The sequence below is a fragment of the Streptomyces sp. NPDC020742 genome (assembly GCF_040641675.1).
Lineage (GTDB): Bacteria > Actinomycetota > Actinomycetes > Streptomycetales > Streptomycetaceae > Streptomyces.
In genome coordinates this window covers 115,054-136,171 of sequence record NZ_JBFAEA010000019.1, presented here as the reverse complement: position 1 = coordinate 136,171, position 21,118 = coordinate 115,054, and the positions used below count along the sequence as shown (strand labels likewise).

Sequence of the window (21,118 nt, the reverse complement as noted above, 5' to 3'; positions counted from 1 at the left end):
CCCCCGGGGGGGGGGCCCCCCCCCCCCCCCCCCCCAGCGCGGGGGGGGGGGGGGTAGCCGGGGGTGTAGCGGGGGGGGGGCGCGGTTGGGGGGGAGCGGGGGCGCCCCCCCCCCCCGGCGCGGCCCCCGTACCTTCCCGGTACGGGACACGGCCGGGGGCAGTTCCGCCCTCCGGGTACCCGGGATGCCACACTGCTCGCCCAGCCGCCCCCCACCGCCCGCCCTCCAGAAGTCACGCGCGGAAGCAGCACGCACGCACCCCACTCACCCCCTACCTCTCCCGTACGGCACCCTGGTACCTCTCCCGTACGGCACCCTGGCGCGTGGCAGGAGCCGGGAGAACACTCGGCGCGTGCCATGACCGGGCGCCCACAGGCGGGCGCCGACACCTCACGCCGAAACCTCAGGAGGAACGTCCGATGGCTCGTACCGCACTGGTCCTGGGCGGCGGCGGCCTCACCGGAATCGGCTGGGAGGTCGGCCTGCTCAGGGGCCTGGCCGACGCGGGCGTCGAGCTCGCCGAAGCCGACACCGTCATCGGCACCTCCGCGGGCTCGATCGTCGGCGCCCATCTCACCGCCCGGCAGCGCTCCCTGGAGGAGCTGTACGAACACCAGCTCACCGCTACCGCGCGTGGCCCGGCCGCCCGGATGGGGCCGGCCGCACTGGCCCGGTTCGCGGCCATCGCGCTGCGCTTCCGGGACACGTCCTCCTTCGGCGTGCGGATGGGGAAGCTCGCCCTGGCCGCCCGTACCGCCCCGGAAGCGGAGCAGCGCGCGGCGATCGCCCGGACCCTCGACGGGTTGACCGACTGGCCCACCCGCCGACTCGTGATCACCGCGGTCGACGCGGTAACGGGGCAGCGAACCGCCTTCGACGAGGGCAGCGGCGTACGACTGCTCGACGCGGTGGCCGCCAGCTGCGCGGTCCCTGGCATCTACCCACCGGTCACCATCGACGGCACACGCTGGATCGACGGTGGGGTGCACTCCAGCGCCAACGTTGACCTTGCGGCCGGCCACTCCCGTGTGGTCGTCATCGCGCCGATCGCGGTCAGCGGTGGACCGATCGACGGCCCGCGAACGCAGGCGGAACGCTTGGCGCGAGAGGGCGTCCGAGTCTGTGTGATCACCCCGGACCGCGCCGCCAGATCAGCGTTCGGCCGTAACGTCCTGGACCCGGCCAAACGCGCCGACGCTGCCCGGGCCGGCCGCCGCCAGGCCGCAGCCCACGCCCCGGAGCTCCACCACCTCTGGTCCGCATCACGCTGACCGCTTCCTTGACCGCTTCCCTGTTCTTGCCCGGGTGGCGCGGTCAGGCCTCCCGGGCAAGGGTGAGAGCAGCCCGCGACCGCGCCACCCGGGGCCCGCGCCACCCGGGGCAAGAACAGCCTGGGACCGACCCACCCAGGCGAGGGAACAGCCTTCGTCCACGGCACAATGGACCAGTGGACGAAGCACCGGCCCCGATACCGACCGAGCCAAGCTCGATGCCGACCCCGCCGGCGCCCGCCGATCCGGCCCAGGGCCGGCCGCCGGCCGACGATCCACCGCACGTCCGGCCGACGCCTGCCGATCCGATCCCCGTCACCCAGCCCGTGGATTGTGGCACGGCCAAACTGCTGCCGGACGTCGACCGGCCCCGTGCCTGGCTGCTCACCGTCGACGGCGCGCCCCAGTCGTACGTCGATCTCGACGCCCCCACACACCTGGAGTTCGAGTACGTGCGGCGGCTCGCCCACGTGCTGGACGAGGTAGCCGCCGCGGGCCGCCCCCTCGACGTGCTCCACCTGGGCGGCGGCGCCCTGACCCTCCCGCGCTATGTGGCCGCCACCCGCCCGCACTCCCGGCAGGATGTCGTCGAGGCCGACCGCGGGTTGCTCGCGTTGGTGGCGAAGCACCTCCCGCTGCCTGACGATTGCGGCGTCGCGATGCATGCGCAGGACGCTCGTGCGGCCCTGGAGGCGGCTCCGGAAGGCAGTGCCGACGTCATCGTGGCCGATGTCTTCGGCGGTTCCCGGGTGCCGGCCCAGCTCACCTCCGTCGAGTACGCACGGGTCGTGGCGCGGGTGCTGCGGGCGGACGGCTATTACGCGGCGAACCTTGCGGACAGCGCTCCGTTCGACTTCCTGCGCGGTCAACTCGCCAACTTCGCCACGGTCTTCGAGCACCTCGCGCTGATCGCAGAGCCCTCGGTGCTCCGCGGGCGGCGCTTCGGCAACGCCGTGCTGCTCGCCTCGCAGGCCGAACTCCCGGTCGCGGCGCTGGCTCGGCGCACGGCTGCGGATGCCTTCCCCGCCCGCGTGGAATACGGTGCGCCGCTGCGGCGGCTGATCGCGGATGCGGTGCCCGTACGGGACGTCGAGGCGGTGGCGTCTCCGGTGCCCCCGGACGGCGCGTTCAGCGTGGGCTGAGTGCGGTCAGGGGGCGGGACCGCGGTCAGGGGGACGGGAGGCCGGAGCCGGAGCCGGAGCCGGAAGTGGGGGTAGGCGGCGGCGTCGGAGGCGAAGGCGGTGTGGCGGGGGTGGGGGAGGAGGGGCTCGTTGCCTCAGTGGTCGGGGCGGGGCGGCGGGTGAGGTTGCGGATGTCGGGGACGCAGAGGACCGCCGCCGTCAGGAGGGCGATGAGGGCCGAGCAGCTCCAGAGCGCGGCCGGGCGGCCGATCAGGTTCTGCACGGGCCCGGCCAAGGCGGTGGCCACGGGCACCAGGGCCACCGAGCCGAGCCAGTCGTAGGAGGAGACCCGGGAGAACTTCTCCTCGGGTATCTCCTGATGCAGAGCCGTCATCCAGCTCACCGCGAAGACCTCGATGGCGACCCCGGTGCCGAACATCAGCGCAGTGATCCCGCCGGCCGGCAACGGGACGGCGAGTGCGGCGGACGGGAGGGCGAGCGGGAAGACGCACAGTGCGCCGGTGAGCAGGAGGCGGCGTGGCTTGAGGCGGGTCATCAGGACGGCGCCGCCGACGGTTCCCGCGCCGAAGGCGGCCAGTGCCAGCCCCCAGGGGCCCGGCCCGCCCAGGTGCTCCTCGGCGACCAGCGGCCCGTAGACCGCCTCGGCCGCAGCCACCACCGCATTGACGATGGAGAACTGCACCACGACCGCCCAGAGCCAGGGCCGGGACGCGACCTCTTGCCAGCCGTCGCGCAGATCGCGCAGGACCCCGCTGCTGGTTGCGCGTGGCGGTGCTCCGCCGACGTCGAGGAACGCGCGCAGCGCTCCGGCCAGGGCGAACGACGCGGAGTCGATGGCCAGTACCCAGCCGGGACCTACCGCGGCGATCAGTGCGCCGCCGAGGGCCGCACCGCCGATGTTGGCGCCGTTCATGCCCATGCGGAAGACCGCGAAGGCGCGGCTGGCGTGTTCGCCGGAGACGCTGGCGAGGACCATCCCCTCCGAAGCGGGCGCGAAGAACGCCTGACCGGTGCCGCCGAGCGCGGCCAGCACGGCCATCTGCCACAGCTGCGGCTCCCCTTCCAGCACGAGCAGCGCGAACAGGCCCTGGGAGACGCAGTTGAGGGTGTTCGCGGCGACCATGACGCGGTGCCGGGGGAACCGGTCGGCGACCGCGCCACCGATCAGCAGGAAGAGGACGAGCGCGACCGTACGGGCCGCGGCGACCAGGCCGACATCAGTGGCGGAGCCGCCGGAGGCGAGGACCGCGAAGGCGGCGGCGATCAGCGCGCCGGAACTGCCGAGATTGGCGATCACCGTGGCGCCCGTCAGCAGCAGGTAGTTGCGGCCCGCCCAAGTGGGACGGTTCTGCAGGCTCCATCGCCGTTCACGTCCCTTGTTCTGTTGTCCTCGGCACATGGGCGTCAACGATATGTGTGGGGGAGCGGGGCCGTCGTGCGCAGATCCGGACGGGAGGTCTGGGCGAGGGGCCGGACGAGCGGTCCGGGTGGAAGGTGGGGCAGGGCCGGCTCCGGTGTGATGGAAGGTGGGGCGCGGCGGAGAGTGGGGGTGGCCGGGCGGGTGGCGGAGCAGGGACGGAGCTCGCGGCGGATCGAGGAGGGCCGACTCTTCACAGCTAAGCTACCGCTAGGTAACATGAGCTCATGTCCTCTGAGACCCTGCCGTCGATCGGCGAAATGATGGCGGCATCCGTGCCGATGGTCCGCACCCTGAACCTCGAGTTCACCGAGACCACGCCGGAGCGTGCCGTGGTCCGCATGCCCGACCAGCCCGACTTCCACAATCACGTCGGTGGACCGCACGCCGGCGCGATGTTCACGCTGGCCGAGTCCGCGAGTGGCGCGATCGTGATGACGGCCTTTGGTGACCAGCTCGGCCGTGCGGTGCCGCTGGCCGTGCGTTCCGAGATCGCCTACAAGAAGCTGGCCATGGGGCCGGTCACCGCCACGGCAGAGCTGGGGCGGCCGGTGGCCGAGGTGATCGCCGAGCTCGACGCCGGGGAGCGTCCGGAATTCCCCGTCAACGTCTCCATAACCCGGGAAGACGGTGCGGTGACCGGCGAGATGAGCATCGTGTGGACGCTGCGTCCCCATAAGTGAGCTGTTCCGTGTGCGTGAGCCGGTCCCTGCGAGACTGAGCCGGTCCCTGCGAGGCTGAGCCGGTCTCTGCGAGGCTGAGCCAGTCCGTGTGAGTCGGTGATCGGTGGGTCGGTTCCCTGGGGAGCCGCGGGGCCGTGGAGCCGTGGGTCGGGGCGTCGAGGTGCTGGATGTCGCGTACCGCACGCGGAGCCGGCGCCCTGACGGCCCGATCGAGTACGCTTCCCGGGCGCGCTGCGGCGTGCCAGGGGAACGACCGGCCCGGCGTCACAAGCGCCCGGGCAACGGCCCACGGGGGCCCTAGATCAGCTCGGAGGAATCGGCGTTGCACATCCAGGAGTGGCTCGAGACGGTACCGGCCGTGAGCGTCTATCTCCTGGTGGGGGTGGTCATCGGGCTGGAGAGCCTGGGCATTCCGCTGCCCGGTGAGATCGTCCTGGTCAGTTCCGCGATCCTCGCCGCGACGCAGGACCACATCAACCCCTATGTGCTGGGTACGTGCGCGTCGGTCGGTGCCATCGTCGGTGACTCCGTCGGCTATCTGATCGGACGCAGGGGCGGTCAGCCGCTGCTGCAGTGGGCGGGGCGGAAGTTCCCCAAGCACTTCGGTCCCGATCATGTCGCCATGGCGGAGGCGAAGTTCGACAGGTGGGGGATGTGGGCGGTCTTCTTCGGCCGTTTCATCGCCCTGCTGCGGATCTTCGCCGGGCCGCTCGCCGGCGTACTGAAGATGCCGTACTGGAAGTTCCTGATCGCCAATGTCCTCGGCGGCATCATCTGGGCCGGCGGAACGACCGCGTTGATCTACACCGTGGGCATGGTCGCCGAGCCGTGGCTGAAGCGCTTCTCGACGTGGGGGCTGGTCGCGGCGGTGCTGTTCGGCATCGGCTCGTTCCTCGTCATGAAGCACCGGGCGAAGAAGGCTGCCGCGGTACGGGAGGCCAAGGAAGCCCCGGTCGGCGTGGCGGCCGACTAGGTGGACACGGTCATGCCTTCGGTCAGGACACGGCCCCTCAGGGCATGACCCAGATGTCGGGGCCGCCGTCGCGCCACTCGAAGACGTCGGGGTCCTCCCAGACGAACGTGGTGGTGCAGAATCCGGCCCGGCGCAGGATCGCGGCCACATCACCGGGGCGCAGTGCCCGGCCCAGGTCCCGACCGTGGAGCGTCACCCGGCGCCCGCCGGTGGACGGCGGATGGACGATCACGGGGGCACGCTTCATGCGTCCAGCATGCGTCCGGGCCGCCGCCTCTGCATCCCGAGCGCGGTCGATGCGTCACGCAGCGTGCCCGCTGCGCTGGTGCCCGCCGAGGTCAAGGGCGAACCGCCCCTTCCTTGCGCCGTCCCGCTGGCCTCACGGCTCCGCCCGCAGCCGGGAGATGTACGGCGGGGGCTCGGCGCCGTGAGCGTCGCGCTCCCACCACGGAGTGTCGTCGTCGCACTCCGGCGGGGCATGACCGCCGCGTACCGCACGCCGTAGGCCGGTGAGCAAGGTGCGGACGCCGGCGATGAACAGCGGGTCGCCGACGAGTTTCTTGGCCGTCAGCGCCTTGCGGCAGGCCCGCAGGGCGGCCGTCGGCTCACCGTGGGACCGCTCGGTCAGCGCATCGGCGTACAGCAGGGTCGAGTAGAGCCAGAAGTCGCCGTCGGAGTGCCGGGCTTCCCAGGCATTGCGGGCCGCCGCCCGGGCTCGTCGTGCGTCGTGCGGGGCCAGGGCGATGGCGAGCAGCGCCCAGCTGTGGGCCGGGCCCGGACCGAACCACGGGTCCCGGGAGTGGTGGCGGGCCGCCTCCTCCAGGCAGGTCACGGCTGTTGCGGTGTCCGAGCGGTACAGCGCGACCACGGCGTGGGCATGCGCGATACGGGCCAGCCCGTCGGAGTCCGCGTGCAGCACGGCCGCCGTCCACGCCTGGCCGAGCAACTCCTCGGCGACGGCGGGTGCCCGTTCCTGCGCCGCCAGGTATCCGGCCAGCCACAGCGCCCGGGTCCGTACCGTGGAGTCCTCCCGGGAGAGCAGCAGCAGCCGCTCCAGATGGGCTCGCCCCTCGTGGCGGAAGCCGCAGGCCGCCCAGTGGAACCACAGCGACACCGCGATCTCCAGTGCGCCGAGCGCATCGTCGGCGTCCTGCGGGGGATGGGTCAGTGCGGCATCGAAATTGTGCTGTTCGTCCTCCACCAGCCGCACCGCGACCTGCTGATTCGGCCCCTGCCAGGCGACCTGTGCCTCGGCGGCGAGCGCCGCACAGGCCTGCCGGAAGCGCTGTAGCGCCGCGGTCTCCTCGCCGGCCCCGCGCAGCTGGGTCCGCCCGAAGTCCCGTGCGGCGCGCGGCAGTCGGTAGCGGGGCGGCAGTGCGGCGCCGGTGTCCTCGTGGACGCTGCCGGCATCCCGTACGCGCTCCAGGACCGAGGCCTGGTGCAGCCGCTCCAGCGCGCCGCCGACCGCGCCCGCAGGAACGTCACTGCCGGTACAGACACAGCCGGCGAGCCAGGGGTCGAAGTCGCCGGGGAGGACCGAGAGCCTCGCCCAGACCCGCCGGTCGGTGTCGGAGCACAGGGCGTGGCCCGCGGCGTGCGCGGCGTACAGCGAGGTGTGCCGTACGCTCGTCGCCGGCCCCGAGCAGAAGAGCGCGCCGGCCGCGCCCACCTCGCTCGCGAGCTGCGCCAGCGACATCCGGTCCAGCTGCTGGGCGGCCAGCGCGATGGCCAGCGGCGATCCCTCCAGCGCGTGGCAGACGGCGACCAGCAGTTCCGGCGCGGCGGGACCGGTCCGTGCGGCCAGCAGCTCGACCGCCGGGCCGGCGATGCCCTCGCCCAGGGTCACCGGCAGCGGTGCGATCGGCACCACCCGTTCCTCGGGCAGACCCAGCGGCCGGCGCGCGGTCGCCACGATCCGCAGCCCGGGCGCGGCCCGCAGCAGTCGGCGGACCAGCTGGGCGCAGGCGCCGAGCGCGGGATCGCAGTCGTCCAGCAGTACGGTGGCGCGCTGCTGCCGGCAGTACGCGGCGAGGGCGGCGAGCGCCGCTCGGCAACCGGATGCGTCAACTCCACGAGAGGTGGCCGCTGCTCCGCAGCCCGGTGCGTCAACTCCGCCCGGTGCGTCAGCTGCGCGAGAGATGTTCGCCGCTCCGCAGCCCGGTGCATCAACTCCACAAGCAGCAGCGCAGGTTGGAGACGGATGTGCGGAGGCGGGGGAGTCCGACGGTGGCGTCCGGTCGCTTGTCGACCGGCCGAGGGGGCGGTGCGCCGTACGGTGGGCCCGGGCGAGTCCGGTGTCCCGGTGTGCGGCGTCCGGCAGCCGGGCCGCCCGGAGCAGTGCATCGATCAAGCCGCCTTCGGTACGGCGGTCTTCGGCGAGCCGGACGCCGGGCAAGGGGACCTGCACCAGGTCGACTTGGGCGCCGCCGTGGCCGACCGAGGGGTCGGCGGCCGGGCCGTCCCAGCAGGTGACACGGAGGATGGGTCCGCCGCTCCGGGCGGCGTGCTCCTCCAGGACGGCCCGGGCGAGGACGCTCTTGCCCACCCCCGGGCCTCCGGTGAGCGTCACCAGCGGAGCGCTCGTCAGCAGGCCGGACACCCGCTCCTGCTCAACGGCCCGTCCCACCACGCCGGACAGTGGCCCCCGATCGGCCCACACGGTCATCGGTCATCCCCAACCACGGCTCGGTGCCGCGCCGTTCAGAACTGGGAATCCACGATGCCAGAACCGGCGGTCGGGCAAACGGGCAGTGGCCGCATCGAACGGGGGAAACCCGGGCGGTGCGTTTGACGTACTGCAATGCCGCCCCGGTCGTGGGAGCGGGATCGGCGGGTCCTCAGGGGCGGGGTCCGGAGCGGGGGAGGTCCGGGCCGATCTTAAAGTGGTGTCCTTCGACCGGTGTGGTGTGGCTGCGCGAGGGTTCAGGCGCGCCCGCGGCCGGTCCCTGGATCCAAGGAGAGCGTTCCGATGAAGCGCCTGCGCGTGGGTGCCGCGGTGAGTGTGGTGATGGCTTTGGGGCTGCTGGCCGGTTGCGGCAGCGGCGCGGACACGGTCGATGCCTCGGGCGTGCCACGGCTGCCGGCGCGCCCTGCGGACGCGGCCAACGGCAAACCGCGGGTGGTGCCGCCGCAGGGCCCGCGCTCCGCCTTCACCCCGTTCCGTACGACGGGACAGGACGGCACCCAGGTCCTGACCACCAGGTGGCACGGCCGCAAGTCCGGCTTCACCGGGGACATCTGGGCCTGGGTGCCGCCGCAGTACCACCAGCCGCGGTACGCCGGGAGCGGCTTCCCGGTGCTGATCGCGCTGCCCGGTGCCTACGGCTATCCGTTCAACTACTGGGCGGGGGCGCCGTTCGCGCTGCAGGAGCGGATCGCGGAGTGGTCGCGGCAGGGCAAGACGTTGCCGTTCATCGTGGTGATGCCGGTGCTCAACCCGGCCAAGAGGTACTACGACGGCAGCGACATCCCGGGGCAGCCGAAGATGGGCACCTGGCTGACGGAGGACGTGCCGGATTTCGCGCGGGCCAACTTCCGCACGTACGACAGCCGCGACGGCTGGGCGTTCATGGGATCCTCGTCCGGTGGCTTCGCCGCCCTGAAGGCGGTGCTCAAGCAGCCGGAGAAGTTCAAGGCGGCCATCGTCAACGGGCCCGATACGGCGCCGGATTCACCGCTGTGGCAGGGGCACCCGGAGGAGATGCGTGCCAATGACCCCCGTCATCTGGCGCGTCAGCTGGCCGCGAGGAGGGGGCCGGACGTCCATGTGGCCTTCGAACTCGGTAGTCTGGAGGTCGCGGTGCCCGATGTGAAGCGGTTCATCAGGGACTATACGGGCGGTCCGATCCACTCCACGCTCTTCGAGATACCGGACGGTGTGCACAGCGCCCGCACCTACATGCAGCGCATGGCCGACTCGCTGCACTGGATCAGCGAGCAGATGCAGGGGCCGGTGCCGTCGGTCTGACGCCTCCATCGCCTGGGTGGCCGCACGGCACGGGGGCTGCTGTTGCCGGCGCCGGACGGTCCGTGAGAATGGTCGGTGTTCCGGCCGCAGGGCGCGGTCGGGGAGCCGAATGCGGCCGTATCCGTTGGAGGGAGTGGCGTGCGGTATCTGCGAGCGGCCGGCCTGGTGGTGGCCGGCACGACTCTGCTGGCGGGCAGCATGACGGCGGGGAGCCGGTGGCTGGCGGACCGGGACGCGACCAGCGAGGTCAACGGCCGTACGGATGCCGTCCCGCGTGCCGAGGTGGCCCGCTCGATCTCGGGCCACCTGTCGCTTCCGCTGATCCTCCGCGGCCCGCGGTCGGTCGACTGCGCCCGGGACCTGCGCGCGGTCAGGGGCGCCTGGGTCCGCTGCACCGCCCACTACCTGCGCGGGACCGACCGGGGGATGACCGTACGGGTGGTCCGGGTGCGCGGCGATCGGATCACGTATGTGCACGACGTCCCGCACCGGTGACGACGGTCGGCGGGGCGGCCACTGCCAGGACCGGCAGGGCGGGCAGGGCGGTCACGGGGCGGTAGGCCCGCGGGGCGCGCCGGCCCCTCGTCCGATGCCGTGGCCGCGCCTCAGCGGTGGCGGCGGCTCACCGCTCCGCGCCGGGGACCGCGTCCCGGTGCTGTGCGGCCAGCTCCCGGTACATCGTGGCATTGACGGTGATCAGCTCCCGCTCCTCGTCCGTCAGGGGGCGCTTGACCTTCGCCGGCACCCCGGCGACCAGGGAACCGGGCGGCACCTGCATGCCCTGGGGGACCAGTGCCTGTGCGGCGACCAGGGAACCGGCGCCGATGTGGGCGCCGTTGAGGACGGTGGCGCCCATCCCGATCAGCACGTCGTCCTCGACGGTGCAGCCGTGCAGGACCGCGTTGTGCCCGACCGAGACCCGTTCGCCGACGGTCACCGGGAAGCCGGGGTCGACATGGACGGTGCAGTTGTCCTGGATGTTGCTGTCGGCGCCGAGCACGATCGGGCCGCAGTCGGCCCGCAGCACCGCGTGGTACCAGATGCTGGCGCCCGCCGCCAGGGTGACCTCGCCGAGTACCACGGAGGTGGGGGCGGTGAACGCCTCCTGAGCGATCCTCGGCTCCTTGCCGCCCACCTGGGACACCAGTGCTTCTGCCATCGTCCGGATCTCCTTGCCGCCTCTGCGCCGCGCCAACAGCACCGTAGACGACGGGAGGTCGGACGGGCGGGGGTGGCGGCCGGTGGGGCGAAGATCACAGCCCGTGGCGCGGTGGGTTCCCTGGCGGGCCGATTACGGTGTGCGGGTGCCGATAAACCAGAACGTGTTCTCATCCGTTGCGGCCTGGCGGCGCCGGGCGGTTTCGCGGGCGGTGCACCGTGGTGCGCGCTGGGTGCGGGAGACCGCGGCCGTGACGGCCGAGCGCCCGGGGCCGTACCGCTTCCGCCGGATCGGCACCGGCACCCGGTTGGCCTTCCCGCAGGGCACGCTCTTCGGCGACCCGTGGATCGAGTTGGGTGACCACTGCATCATCGCCCGGGACGTGACGCTGACGGCGGGCATGATGCCGGACCTCGATCTGGGTGCCGAGCCGATCCTCACGCTGGGGAACGGGGTGGTGCTCGGTCGCGGCAGCCATGTGATCGCCGATGTCCGCCTCACGATCGGCGACGACTGCTTCTTCGGTCCCGGTGTGTACCTCACCACCACCAACCACAGCTACGACGACCCCGAGGTGCCGATCGGCAAGCAGTGGCCGCGCAGCGAACCGGTCAGCATCGGACCCGGCAGCTGGATCGGCACCGGAGCGGTGATCCTGCCCGGGGCGCGGCTGGGGCGCAATGTGGTGGTCGCGGCCGGCGCCGTCGTCCGCGGGGAGGTGCCGGACCACGCGGTGGTCGCCGGTGCGCCCGCCAGGGTCGTGCGCCGCTGGGATCCGCAGCGGGGCTGGCAGCCGCCGCTGCGGACACCCGCGCCGGTGCCGATCCCCGAGGGCGTCACACCGGAACAACTGGTCGCGCTGGAGGAGTGGCAGGAGGCGGGGGCCGGGGAGGCGCACGGGGCCGGGGCGTCCTGAGCCCCGTCGGCCGTGGCCGTACGGGTGGGGCGCCCGCCGTCCCCGTGACCGGCGCGGGGTGCGTCGTCCGGTCAGCCGCCGGAGGCGAGCAGGACCGAGCCGACCACCGCGAGGGAGGCGCCCGCCGTCTGGACCGCCCGCATCCGTTCCTTCAGGACGCCGAGCGCCGCCAGCGCGGTGACGACGGGGTAGAGGGAGGCCAGTACCGCGGCCATGGTGACCGGGCCGTGCTGGGCGGCGAGGGAGTACGTCCCGTTGGCGGCCACATCGGCGATACCGACGAAGGCGAGCATCGGCAGGGCGCCCCGCAGCGCGGGGACCCCGCCCTCGGGCAGTGCTGGGGTGCCGCGCCGCACCGACGCGTAGAGCGCGATGCCGCCGACGGCGACATTGCACACCCGCTGTACGAACAGGGCGAGGAAGAGCCCGGTCACCGTCGAGGACGCCTCCGCGATCAGCGCCATCACCGCACCGAAGCCGAGCGCCGAGATCAGGGTCAGTACGACCGTCTGGCGGGCGATGGAGGCGCCGCTGACCCGCGGCCCGCCGGCCAGTAGGACGCCGACCACGGCCACCACCATGCCGGTGGCCTGCAGCAGTCCCGGGCGCTCGCCCGCCAGGATGCCGACGCCGAGCGGCACCATGACGGTGCCGAGGGAGGCGAGCGGGGAGACCACGCCCATCGGGCCGAGCGCCAGGGCGCGGTAGAAGCAGAGCATCGCGGCCGGGCCCACGACGCCGGCCCCGACCGCACACCACAGCTGGGGTCCGGCCTCCCGCCAGCCGCCGGTGGCCACCACGACGGCGCCCAGCACCAGTGCGGCCAGGGTCTGCGAGACGACCACCACGGTCAGTGCCTGCAGCCGTCGGGTGAGCAGGCCGCCGCCGAAGTCGGCGAGCCCCCACAGAAGGCTGGTGGCCAGGGCGAAGACCGCTGTCATGGTGAAACCTCGCAGTACAGTGAACCGGACGCTGAAGTACACCACACCGTAGTGCAGCAGGGTGAACTGCGGAATCTAATTTATTGTCCTCTACTGGGATGGACCGTGACCGACCTCGACCAGCTCACGCAGTCGCTCGCCCGCAACCTCAAGCACTGGCGCTCCGAGCGCGGCTTCACCCTCGATGCGCTGGCGGCTCGGGCCGGGGTCAGCCGCGGCATGATCATCCAGATCGAGCAGGCGCGCACGAACCCCAGTGTGGGCACCACCGTCAAGATCGCCGATGCGCTCGGCGTCAGCATCACCACGCTCCTGGACTACGAACAGGGTCCGCAGGTGCGGATCGTCCCCCAGAGCGAGGCGGTCCGGCTCTGGTCCACCGAGGCCGGCAGCTCCACCGTGCTCCTCGTGGGCGCCGAGGCGCCCGGACCGTTCGAGCTGTGGGACTGGCGGCTGATGCCCGGCGACAGCAGCACCTCGGATCCGCATCCGCCCGGCACCGTCGAGCTGCTCCACGTCCGGGCCGGTACCCTCACGCTGCTCGTGGACGGCGTGGAGCACGAGGTGCCGGCCGGTGCCTCGGTGAGCTTCGAGGCCAAGGTCGCGCACGGCTACCGCAACGACGGCGGCGAACCGGTCGAGATGACCATGTCCGTGATCATCCCGCTCGCCCGCTGAGGCAGCGCGCCGCTGATCCGGGCAGCCGGAGGGACGGTCGGCCGGGCCCGCCCGGGTGCTGTTACCTTGGCGCGTATGCCCGTGCCGATGGATGCCTTTGACGAGGTCCGCCCCGCCGTCGAGTGCCTGGAGCTGATGCCCGGGCCGGTGGCCGCCGCGATCGGCTCCTGGACCGGAACCGTGCCGGTCGACGAGCTGCGCTACGTCGACACCGACCCCGACATCGCGGACACTGCCCTGCTCGTCGCGCACCACGGTCCCTGGCTCCTGGAGCAGTCCGCGAACTGCGTGGTGGTGGCCGGCAAGCGCGGCGGCGAGACCACCCTCGCCGGCTGTGTCGTCCTCTCGCACACCCGCGTCGACGTCAACGGCGCCGTCCGCCGCCAACTGGGCGCCCGCAAGGCCTCGTTCGCGCCGATGGACCGGGCGGTCGGCGAGAGCGGGATGGAGTACGGCGGCATCACCCCGATCGGACTGCCCGCCGGCTGGCCACTGTTGGTGGACGCCGCCGTCACCGATGTGCCGTACGTGCTGATCGGCAGCGGCGGCCGTCGCGGCAAGCTCATCGTGCCCGGCAAGGCGCTGGCCGAACTCCCCGGTGCGACGGTTCTGGACGGCCTGGGCGTCGCCCAGTAGGACCGGGGCGTGCCGCGCGGGACGCTCCCTCTCGCCCGGGCGCCGTCCCCGGTCGCTGGTGTGGCGGCCGCTCAGCCCAGGCGCGGTATCTCGATCGCCGGGCAACGGTCCATCACCATGGCCAAGCCTGCGTCGTGCACCCGGTGCCAGGCCGCCTCGTCGACCACGCCCAGCTGGAACCACACGGCCTTCGCGCCGATGGTGACGGCCTCGTCGGCGACACCGCCCGCGAGTTCGCTGTTGACGAAGACATCGACGACGTCGACGGGGAAGGGGACGGCGTCGAGGGACGGGTAGCCCGGCTCGCCGTGCACCGTCTCGGCCTTCGGGTGCACCGGCACGATCCGCTTGCCGTACCGCTGGAGCACCTCGGCGACGCCGTGCGCCGCCCGCTGCTCGTTGTTCGACAGCCCTACGACGGCCCAGGTGTCGCCGACTTCAGTGAGGATCCTACGGATCGTCCGGGGGTCGCCGTACATGCGCTGCCTCCTGCACAGGGAAGGGTTCCGTGTGGATCAACGGCGGGTGCGGCCGGAAGATTCCCGGACCGGCGGCGAGGGAAGGTTCCCGGACCGGCGCGGCAAGGGGCGCCGGCAGCAAGGGGGCGCGGGCAGACGGACGCCCCGCCCGAAGGGGAAGACGGGCGGGGCGGGTTCGGTGTGCCGCTGGATCAGCGGGCGGTACGGGAGCCGCCGCTCGCGGCGAGGCCGGCTCCGATGGCGGTGCTGCCGTTGGCGCGCGCGGGCTTGCCGATGCCGCGTCCGCCGCTGCCCACCGGCTCGGCGCCGCCGGCTCCGATGCCCGGGCGCAGCGCCGGGCCCGGGTCCCGGGCCTCCTGGGGCGCCCCGGTGGAGGCGGCCAGCGCGGCCCGCAGCTCCTCGGTGTCCACCAGCATGCTCACCGGGCCCGTCGGGTTGAGGTACAGCGCGTGCCCCGGTGGCAGCTGTTCGAGCAGCTCGGTCACCGTGCGCCGGTCGTAGAGCAGCCGCCCCACGGACTCCAGGTAGGGCTCCGAGGTGTAGAGGGGGATCACCGGGGTGCCCTCGGGGGAGGCGGCGGAAAGCGGGGTGCCGGTCGCGGTCACCAGGACGGAGACCTCGGCGCGTGCCAGCGCCTCGGTGACGTCCTCCCCGGGGCCGTATCCCGTGGCGGCGAGCTGCACCGCGCGGTCCACCGGGTCGGTCGGCTCGGGCCAGTCCAGCATCTGCGGCGACGGCCGGTACTCGGGGTTGTCCCGCCACTCCTCGATCTCGCCGTCCGGGCCCGAGCGCCACTGGCCGATCAGCGCCCAGAGCGGCGGCGGACCCTCGCCCTGCCAGGTCAGATCCACCATCGCCAGCCAGTGGTCGGGCGCATTGCGTGCCGCCTCGATGACCTCCGGCGGGGGCTCGGGCATCTCCTCGCCCGTCACGGGAACGCCCGCCGTCATCGCCGACTGTGTGCTCTCTTCCATGCAGCCCTCCGCAAACCCGCCGTTCCGTTCCTGCCTGTACGAGCGGGGCCCCGGAAACACGAGGCTCTCGCACTGGCCTCACCCTGCCCACGGGCGGCGCCGGACGTCGTCCCGACGCACCGTGCGGACGGTGCGGGTACGCCGCCTGGCCGTGCGGTCGGCGCCCGTACGGCGGATGCCCGCGCCCGTACGGCGGACAGCCCAGCGCGGCGCGGGCGCCCCGGACCGGCGGTGCCGGTTGTCAGCGGGGCCGCATAGGCTGGTGCGATGCAGGAGCAGTACCGGACCCTCGCGCGCGAGGGCGTGCACGAGATCGAGATCAACAAGTCCCGCTTCCTCTGCGCGCTCGCGCCCGTCGCGGACGAGGCCGAAGCCCAGGACGTCATCGCGCGGATCCGCAAGGAGCACCCGACCGCGCGCCACCACTGCTGGGCGTACGTCCTGGGGGCCGACGGCGGGGTGCAGAAGGCCAGCGACGACGGGGAGCCGGGGGGTACCGCGGGCGTACCGATGCTGCAGATGCTGCTGCGGCGCGAGATGCGCTACGTCGTCGCCGTGGTCACCCGGTACTTCGGCGGGGTCAAGCTCGGTGCCGGCGGCCTGATCCGGGCCTATGGCGGGGTCGTCGGTGAGGCGCTGGACGTGCTGGGCACGGTCACCCGGCAGCGGTTCCGGCTGGTCACGGTCACCGTCGACCACCAGAGGGCGGGCCGGGTGGAGAACGACCTGCGCACGACGGGGCGCGCGGTGCGCGAGGTGACGTACGGGTCGGACGTGCGTATCGAGGTCGGGTTGCCCGAGACGGAGCTGGCGGCCTTCCGGGCCTGGCTCGCGGATGTCACGGCCGGTACGGCCGGGCTGGAGGTGGGCGGGGAGGCGTACGGGGACGTCTGATCGGGTGGGTCGGGCTGGCCAGGCGGGTTCTGCCGCGGAAGTTCCGTCCTAGCCGGTGCGCCGGTGCGTCGGCCGTGTCAGCCTGTGGCGCGGTGGGTACGGCCGCGGAACCGGCGGGTGCGCCGGCACGGGAAGGGGCTGACGGATGCCGGAACTCCTCGACGAGCAGGCGGGGTTCGTCCGCCGGATCGGTCTCTTCCAGGCCACCGCCATCAACATGAGCCAGATGTGCGGCATCGGTCCCTTCGTGACCATCCCGCTGATGGTCGCCGCCTTCGGTGGGCCGCAGGCCGTCCTTGGCTTCCTCGCGGGCGCGGTTCTGGCCCTTGCGGACGGGCTGATCTGGGCGGAGCTGGGCGCCTCGCTGCCCGGGGCGGGCGGCAGTTATGTCTATCTGCGCCAGGCGTTCCAGTACCGCACGGGAAAGCTGATGCCGTTTCTGTTCGTCTGGACGGCCATGCTGTTCATCCCGCTCGGGATGTCCACCGGAGTGATCGGCTTCGTCCAGTACCTCGGTTACCTATGGCCGGAGATGACCCAGGGGCAGGGCGATCTGGTCGGCCTCGTGGTCACCGTGGGCATCGTGGTGCTGCTGTGGCGCCGGGTGGAGAACGTCGCCCGGCTCACCGTCGTCCTGTGGACGGTGATGATCGCCGCCGTCGCCCTGGTCATCGTGGCCGCGTTCACCCACTTCAGCCCGGAGCGCGCCTTCACCTACCCCGCGCACGCCATCGAGCTGACCTCCGGTCACTTCTGGGCGGGCTTCGCGGCGGGGCTGACGATCGGGATCTACGACTACCTCGGCTACAACACCGTCGCCTACATGGGCGCCGAGATCCGGCGGCCCGGGCGTACCGTCCCGCGCGCCGTGATCACCTCGATCCTCGGCATCATGACGGTCTATCTGCTGCTGCAGATCGGCACCCTGGGCGTGGTGCACTGGCAGGACATGCTCGACCCGCACTCCACGGCGTCCACGTCCGTCGCCTCCGCCGTGCTGGAGAAGGCCTGGGGCAGGGGCGCCGCCGAGGCCGTCACGGTGCTCATCCTCATCACCGCCGTCGCCTCCGTCTTCACCGGGCTCCTCGGCGGCTCGCGCGTCCCCTACGATGCCGCCCGCGACCGGGTCTTCTTCCGGCGCTACGGCACGCTCCACCCCCGGCACCGCTTCCCGGTGCTGGGCCTGCTCACCATGGGCGGGGTGATGGCTGCCGGTTTCCTCCTGGGGCGGCACACCGATCTGGCCACCGTCATCCAGCTGTTGACCACCGTCATGGTGATCGTGCAGTCGCTGGCGCAGGTCGCGGCGGTCACCGTGCTGCGCCGCCGGCAGCCGGGGCTGCGCCGCCCGTACCGGATGTGGCTCTACCCGCTGCCCAGCATCGTGGCACTGGCCGGCTGGCTGGTGATCTACGGCTGGGCGGACCGGAACGCGCCCGGACGGCATCCCATCGAATGGTCGCTGGCTTGGGTCGCGGCGGGGGTGGCGGCCTTTGTGCTGTGGGCCCGTCGGGAGAAGGAGTGGCCGTTCGGGCCGAAGCGGATCGACGAGCGGTATCTGCACGGGGCCGATCCGGACGCCGAACGGCCGCCAGGGAGAGCGCAGGGCGGCGGGGGCGGTGAGGGCGGCGAAGGGACGGTGGAGACCGCCGGCTGAGCGGTACCTCGACGTCCACGTCCGCGAGATGCCCTGGCAACCCGGCCTACGGGCGCGGCCGTAGCGAGGTGTCAGGGGGCGTCCGGGCTTCGGGGCCGCGCCTTCGGGGCTCCGGTGCCGTGTGTGGACCGTTCCGGATTGCGGGAGGGGCGGACGGTGGGGCGTGCTGTCCGTCCGGAACCGCCCGCCTGGTGTCACCTGCCCGGTGCCGCCGGCTCGGTGGCGCCCGGTTCGGCTGCCGTCGGCCACGCTCTTGGGTGTTGCCCAGAGATCATCACTCCGTAACGACCTATTGACATGACATTCGGACACGGGTCATCGTGCTGCGGACGGGAGCGCGCCGGCCGGGGGTGCGAGCAGCCGGTACGGCCAGTGCTCGCCTGGGCGCGCCCTCCCGGCTTCCCGGCGTCCCGGAGTGAAAGGACACAACTGATATGCCAGGTGCGGAGCATGGGGCGGACCGGAGCCGACGGGGAGCCGGTCCGGGCGGGACGGTAACCGCGCCGGCCGCAGCGGAACCACCGGACGACCGCTCGGTGGCGGCCACGGAATCCGGGGCCGCGGAAGCGAGGGGCGGGGTGGCCGGGGAGGCAGGGGGAGGGGCGACCGCACCGGGCGCGGCGCCCGCGCACCAGGACGGCGCTCCGCAGCCGGTCGCCCGCCGGCTGCGGGTGATCACCGCCATCGCCACGTTCGGCGGATTCCTCTTCGGCTACGACACCGGCGTCATCAACGGGGCGCTGCCGTACATGAAGGACGACCTGGGGCTCACCCCGCTCACCGAGGGCATGGTCACCAGCTCGCTGCTGCTCGGCGCCGCGCTCGGGGCGGTGGCCGGCGGTCGCCTCTCGGACGCCCGCGGCCGGCGCCGCACCATCCTGATGCTCGCCGTGCTGTTCTTCGTCGGCGCCCTGGGGGCCACCCTCGCGCCCGGTACGGCGGTGATGATCGTGGCGCGCTTCGTCCTCGGGCTCGCGGTGGGCGGTGCCTCGGTGACCGTCCCGGTGTACCTCGCCGAGATCGCGCCCGCCGAGCGCCGCGGCGGGCTGGTCACCCGCAATGAACTCATGATCGTGTCCGGGCAGTTGCTGGCCTTCACCTCGAACGCGGCCATCGCCGCCGTCGGGGGTGGGTCCGGGGACGTCTGGCGGTTGATGCTGGTGATCGCCACACTCCCCGCCGTGGTGCTGTGGTGCGGGATGCTGGTGATGCCGGAGAGCCCGCGCTGGCTGGCGGCACAGGGCCGCTTCCGTGATGCCTTCGAGGTGTTGCGGCAGGTCCGGTCCGAGCAGCGGGCCCGCTCCGAGCTGAGCGAGGTCACCGCGCTCGCGGTCAAGGACGAGCAGGAGAAGATCGGTGGCTGGCGGGACATCAGGTCCACGCCCTGGGTGCGCAGGCTGGTGTTCGTCGGCTTCGGCATCGCCGTCGTCCAGCAGATCACCGGTGTCAACACGATCATGTACTACGGCACCCAGATCCTCACCGACGCCGGGTTCGCCGCGGACAGCGCCCTGACGGCGAACATCGCCAACGGAGTGATCTCCGTCCTCGCCACCTTCGTCGGCATCTGGCTGCTGGGCCGGACCGCCCGCCGACGGATGCTGCTGACCGGGCTGGCCGGTACCACCGCCGCCCTGTTGCTGATCGGCGTCTTCTCCATGGTGCTCCCGGCCGGGGAGGGACGTGCCTATGCGGTGCTCGCCATGACCGTCACCTTCCTCGCGTTCCAGCAGGGCGCCGTCTCACCGGTCACCTGGCTGATGCTCTCGGAGCTGTTCCCCATGCGGATGCGGGCCTTCGGGATGGGCGTCGCCGCGCTGGTCCTGTGGCTCACCAACTTCGCCATCGGCCTGGGCTTCCCCTCACTGGTCTCCGGCGTCGGCATCTCCGGCACCTTCTTCCTCTTCGTGGCCTTCGGCGTACTGGCCGTCGCCTTCACCCAGCGGTACGTGCCCGAGACTCGCGGCCGCACCCTCGAAGGCCTGGAAGCCGAACTCCGCGAGCGCTTCTCCTGAAGCCTCGGTCGTCGCCTCCGGTCGCAGTCTCCGGCCATCGCCTCCGGCCGTCACCTCCGGTCGCCGTCTCCGGCCGTCGGTTCCGACCGTCGCCTCCGGCCCGAGCGTCGCGGGCTGCGCCGGGGCGCGACGGCGGGTGGGGAGGCACCGGCGTCCGCGACGGCCGTACCACGGATGACCGCCCGCCCTCGTGGTGGGAGCGGCCTACCGGAGGGAGCGACGGAAGCCCTGGGCGAGGGCCTTGACGCCGCACGCTTCGTAGAAGGTGGGCGCCTGGGGCAACGGTGCATCATCCGGGTTCAGCTCGCTGTAGAGCGTCAGCTGCGCGGAGAGGTCCCGTTCGGCGGCCGGTCGCACAGTGATCCTCCTGCCTGGACCCTAGAAGGAGCGCAACGTCCCTGCGACGGCGATGGGTTGAACCCCCATTTGAGCCCCCGTTGAACCCCCATTGAATCCCCGTTGAGCCCCCGTTGCGCCCCTCCCCTGCGAGCCTTCGGTGCGTGCCGTCCGTCCCGGTGCGGGCTCAGGCCGGGGCGTGGGCGGCGGGTGCCATCCGGGCGAGGGCGGTGCACAGCGCGGCGTTGAACTCGTCGGGGCGCTCCTGGTGCGGCATGTGGCCGGCGCCGGCGATGACCCCGACCCCGGCACCAGGGGTGAGCGCGGCGCAGGTCCGGGGCACCTCCAGCGGGATCTGGGTGTCCAGCTCGCCGTGCAGGTAGTGGATCGGCACCCGCAGGCCGGGCAGGGCCGGTCGTGGGTCGTAGTCAGCGGCGGTGTGGAAGTGCTGGTCGATGTGGACGCCGGAATCCAGGATCTGCCGGACCGTCCAGTCGATCAGCGCGGGCGCGGTACCCGGCGCGTACCACTCCGGCACCCACCCGGCGACCGTTCCGGCCCGGGCTCGGCGCAGGCCGTCCGTGAGCTCCGCCAACGGCATCCCCTGCGAGGGCCAGTACGACGGCCCGTTCACGGCAACCACGCCCCCGACCGACTCCGGGTGCCGCAGCCCCAGTTCGGTGGCGAACGTCGCGCCGATCGACGAGCCGACCACCACCGGCCGGTCCAAGCGCAGCGCACCGATCAACGCCGCCAGGTCGCCCACCACCCCGGCGACGGTATTGCCCCGGAAGGGACGGGCCGACCGGCCGCAGCCCCGCCAGTCGACGGTGACCACACGGTGGTCACCGGTGAACTCGGGCAGCTGCGCGCCCCAAGTCTGGCCGCTGGTCCCCCAGCCGTGCAGGAGCAGCAGCGCGGGCCCGGCCCCCTCGTCCTCGTAGTAGAGCGTGGTGTCGTTGACGTCCAGAGAGGGCATG

Annotated in this window: 21 protein-coding genes; 12 read left to right on the top strand and 9 right to left on the bottom strand. The window is 72.7% G+C overall.

From position 1 onward, the window contains the following. The first annotated feature begins 419 nt into the window (after positions 1-419). Together AB0G84_RS27415 and AB0G84_RS27410 are read left to right on the top strand one after the other, a co-directional pair. Positions 420-1,271, top strand: a complete 852-nt coding sequence (locus AB0G84_RS27415) for a patatin-like phospholipase family protein (RefSeq protein ID WP_361326131.1) — start codon at positions 420-422, stop codon at positions 1,269-1,271. A gap of 176 nt (positions 1,272-1,447) precedes the next feature. Continuing rightward, the gene (locus tag AB0G84_RS27410) at positions 1,448-2,413 is read left to right on the top strand and encodes a fused MFS/spermidine synthase (protein WP_361326128.1); all 966 of its coding nucleotides are present in this window, start codon (positions 1,448-1,450) and stop codon (positions 2,411-2,413) included. 25 nt (positions 2,414-2,438) lie between these two features. Here the strand turns inward: AB0G84_RS27410 and AB0G84_RS27405 are convergent, their stop codons facing one another. After that, complete coding sequence (locus AB0G84_RS27405; protein ID WP_361326125.1) at positions 2,439-3,812, bottom strand: MFS transporter; 1,374 nt, start codon at positions 3,810-3,812, stop codon at positions 2,439-2,441. Positions 3,813-4,057: 245 nt separating this feature from the next. Here AB0G84_RS27405 and AB0G84_RS27400 point away from each other — a divergent pair, with 245 nt between their 5' ends. Both AB0G84_RS27400 and AB0G84_RS27395 read left to right on the top strand, forming a co-directional pair. Continuing rightward, positions 4,058-4,513 carry a DUF4442 domain-containing protein gene (locus AB0G84_RS27400; RefSeq protein WP_361326122.1) on the top strand — a complete coding sequence of 152 codons (456 nt, stop codon included), beginning with the start codon at positions 4,058-4,060 and terminating at the stop codon, positions 4,511-4,513. A 322-nt stretch (positions 4,514-4,835) separates the two neighbouring features. Next, positions 4,836-5,486, top strand: a complete 651-nt coding sequence (locus tag AB0G84_RS27395; protein WP_361326119.1) for a DedA family protein — start codon at positions 4,836-4,838, stop codon at positions 5,484-5,486. Positions 5,487-5,523: 37 nt separating this feature from the next. Here AB0G84_RS27395 and AB0G84_RS27390 read toward each other — a convergent pair whose 3' ends face one another. Both AB0G84_RS27390 and AB0G84_RS27385 read right to left on the bottom strand, forming a co-directional pair. Beyond that, positions 5,524-5,733 carry a hypothetical protein gene (locus tag AB0G84_RS27390; RefSeq protein WP_361326116.1) on the bottom strand — a complete coding sequence of 70 codons (210 nt, stop codon included), beginning with the start codon at positions 5,731-5,733 and terminating at the stop codon, positions 5,524-5,526. Between the two features lie 132 nt (positions 5,734-5,865). After that, complete coding sequence (locus tag AB0G84_RS27385) at positions 5,866-8,151, bottom strand: LuxR family transcriptional regulator (RefSeq protein ID WP_361326114.1); 2,286 nt, start codon at positions 8,149-8,151, stop codon at positions 5,866-5,868. A gap of 303 nt (positions 8,152-8,454) precedes the next feature. On the opposite strand from AB0G84_RS27385, the gene AB0G84_RS27380 reads away from it, so the two are divergent. Both AB0G84_RS27380 and AB0G84_RS27375 read left to right on the top strand, forming a co-directional pair. After that, positions 8,455-9,453: an alpha/beta hydrolase-fold protein gene (locus AB0G84_RS27380; protein ID WP_361326111.1), complete on the top strand. Its 999-nt coding sequence runs from the start codon at positions 8,455-8,457 to the stop codon at positions 9,451-9,453. A 138-nt stretch (positions 9,454-9,591) separates the two neighbouring features. Beyond that, on the top strand, positions 9,592-9,948 hold the full coding sequence (locus tag AB0G84_RS27375; RefSeq protein WP_361326108.1) for a DUF4333 domain-containing protein: 357 nt from the start codon (positions 9,592-9,594) through the stop codon (positions 9,946-9,948). A 127-nt stretch (positions 9,949-10,075) separates the two neighbouring features. Here the strand turns inward: AB0G84_RS27375 and AB0G84_RS27370 are convergent, their stop codons facing one another. Next, positions 10,076-10,612, bottom strand: a complete 537-nt coding sequence (locus AB0G84_RS27370) for a gamma carbonic anhydrase family protein (RefSeq protein ID WP_361326106.1) — start codon at positions 10,610-10,612, stop codon at positions 10,076-10,078. Positions 10,613-10,751: 139 nt separating this feature from the next. Here AB0G84_RS27370 and AB0G84_RS27365 point away from each other — a divergent pair, with 139 nt between their 5' ends. Then, positions 10,752-11,528 carry an acyltransferase gene (locus AB0G84_RS27365; protein ID WP_361326103.1) on the top strand — a complete coding sequence of 259 codons (777 nt, stop codon included), beginning with the start codon at positions 10,752-10,754 and terminating at the stop codon, positions 11,526-11,528. 71 nt (positions 11,529-11,599) lie between these two features. Here AB0G84_RS27365 and AB0G84_RS27360 read toward each other — a convergent pair whose 3' ends face one another. Next, positions 11,600-12,469 (bottom strand): DMT family transporter, encoded by an 870-nt coding sequence (locus AB0G84_RS27360; protein ID WP_361326101.1) that lies wholly within the window; start codon positions 12,467-12,469, stop codon positions 11,600-11,602. A gap of 105 nt (positions 12,470-12,574) precedes the next feature. Here AB0G84_RS27360 and AB0G84_RS27355 point away from each other — a divergent pair, with 105 nt between their 5' ends. Both AB0G84_RS27355 and AB0G84_RS27350 read left to right on the top strand, forming a co-directional pair. Next, a complete protein-coding gene (locus AB0G84_RS27355; RefSeq protein ID WP_361326098.1) occupies positions 12,575-13,147 on the top strand; it encodes an XRE family transcriptional regulator in 573 nt (190 codons plus the stop codon). Positions 13,148-13,222: 75 nt separating this feature from the next. Next, on the top strand, positions 13,223-13,783 hold the full coding sequence (locus AB0G84_RS27350) for a YbaK/EbsC family protein (RefSeq protein WP_361326095.1): 561 nt from the start codon (positions 13,223-13,225) through the stop codon (positions 13,781-13,783). A gap of 71 nt (positions 13,784-13,854) precedes the next feature. On the opposite strand, the gene AB0G84_RS27345 is transcribed toward AB0G84_RS27350, so the two are convergent. Beyond that, positions 13,855-14,262, bottom strand: a complete 408-nt coding sequence (locus AB0G84_RS27345) for a CoA-binding protein (protein ID WP_361326092.1) — start codon at positions 14,260-14,262, stop codon at positions 13,855-13,857. Between the two features lie 191 nt (positions 14,263-14,453). Beyond that, on the bottom strand, positions 14,454-15,236 hold the full coding sequence (locus AB0G84_RS27340) for a type VII secretion system-associated protein (protein ID WP_361326089.1): 783 nt from the start codon (positions 15,234-15,236) through the stop codon (positions 14,454-14,456). 267 nt (positions 15,237-15,503) lie between these two features. Here AB0G84_RS27340 and AB0G84_RS27335 point away from each other — a divergent pair, with 267 nt between their 5' ends. The 3 genes from AB0G84_RS27335 to AB0G84_RS27325 all read left to right on the top strand — a co-directional run bounded on the left by AB0G84_RS27335 (position 15,504) and on the right by AB0G84_RS27325 (position 19,802). Further along, complete coding sequence (locus AB0G84_RS27335; protein WP_361326086.1) at positions 15,504-16,130, top strand: YigZ family protein; 627 nt, start codon at positions 15,504-15,506, stop codon at positions 16,128-16,130. A 145-nt stretch (positions 16,131-16,275) separates the two neighbouring features. Continuing rightward, the gene (locus AB0G84_RS27330) at positions 16,276-17,787 is read left to right on the top strand and encodes an APC family permease (RefSeq protein WP_361326083.1); all 1,512 of its coding nucleotides are present in this window, start codon (positions 16,276-16,278) and stop codon (positions 17,785-17,787) included. Between the two features lie 665 nt (positions 17,788-18,452). Beyond that, positions 18,453-19,802: a sugar porter family MFS transporter gene (locus AB0G84_RS27325; protein ID WP_361326163.1), complete on the top strand. Its 1,350-nt coding sequence runs from the start codon at positions 18,453-18,455 to the stop codon at positions 19,800-19,802. Positions 19,803-20,006: 204 nt separating this feature from the next. On the opposite strand, the gene AB0G84_RS27320 is transcribed toward AB0G84_RS27325, so the two are convergent. Together AB0G84_RS27320 and AB0G84_RS27315 are read right to left on the bottom strand one after the other, a co-directional pair. Beyond that, a complete protein-coding gene (locus tag AB0G84_RS27320; RefSeq protein ID WP_361326080.1) occupies positions 20,007-20,159 on the bottom strand; it encodes a hypothetical protein in 153 nt (50 codons plus the stop codon). 166 nt (positions 20,160-20,325) lie between these two features. Next, entirely contained in the window at positions 20,326-21,117 is a 792-nt protein-coding gene (locus tag AB0G84_RS27315; RefSeq protein WP_361326077.1) for an alpha/beta hydrolase, read from the bottom strand. Position 21,118: the final 1 nt, after the last annotated feature.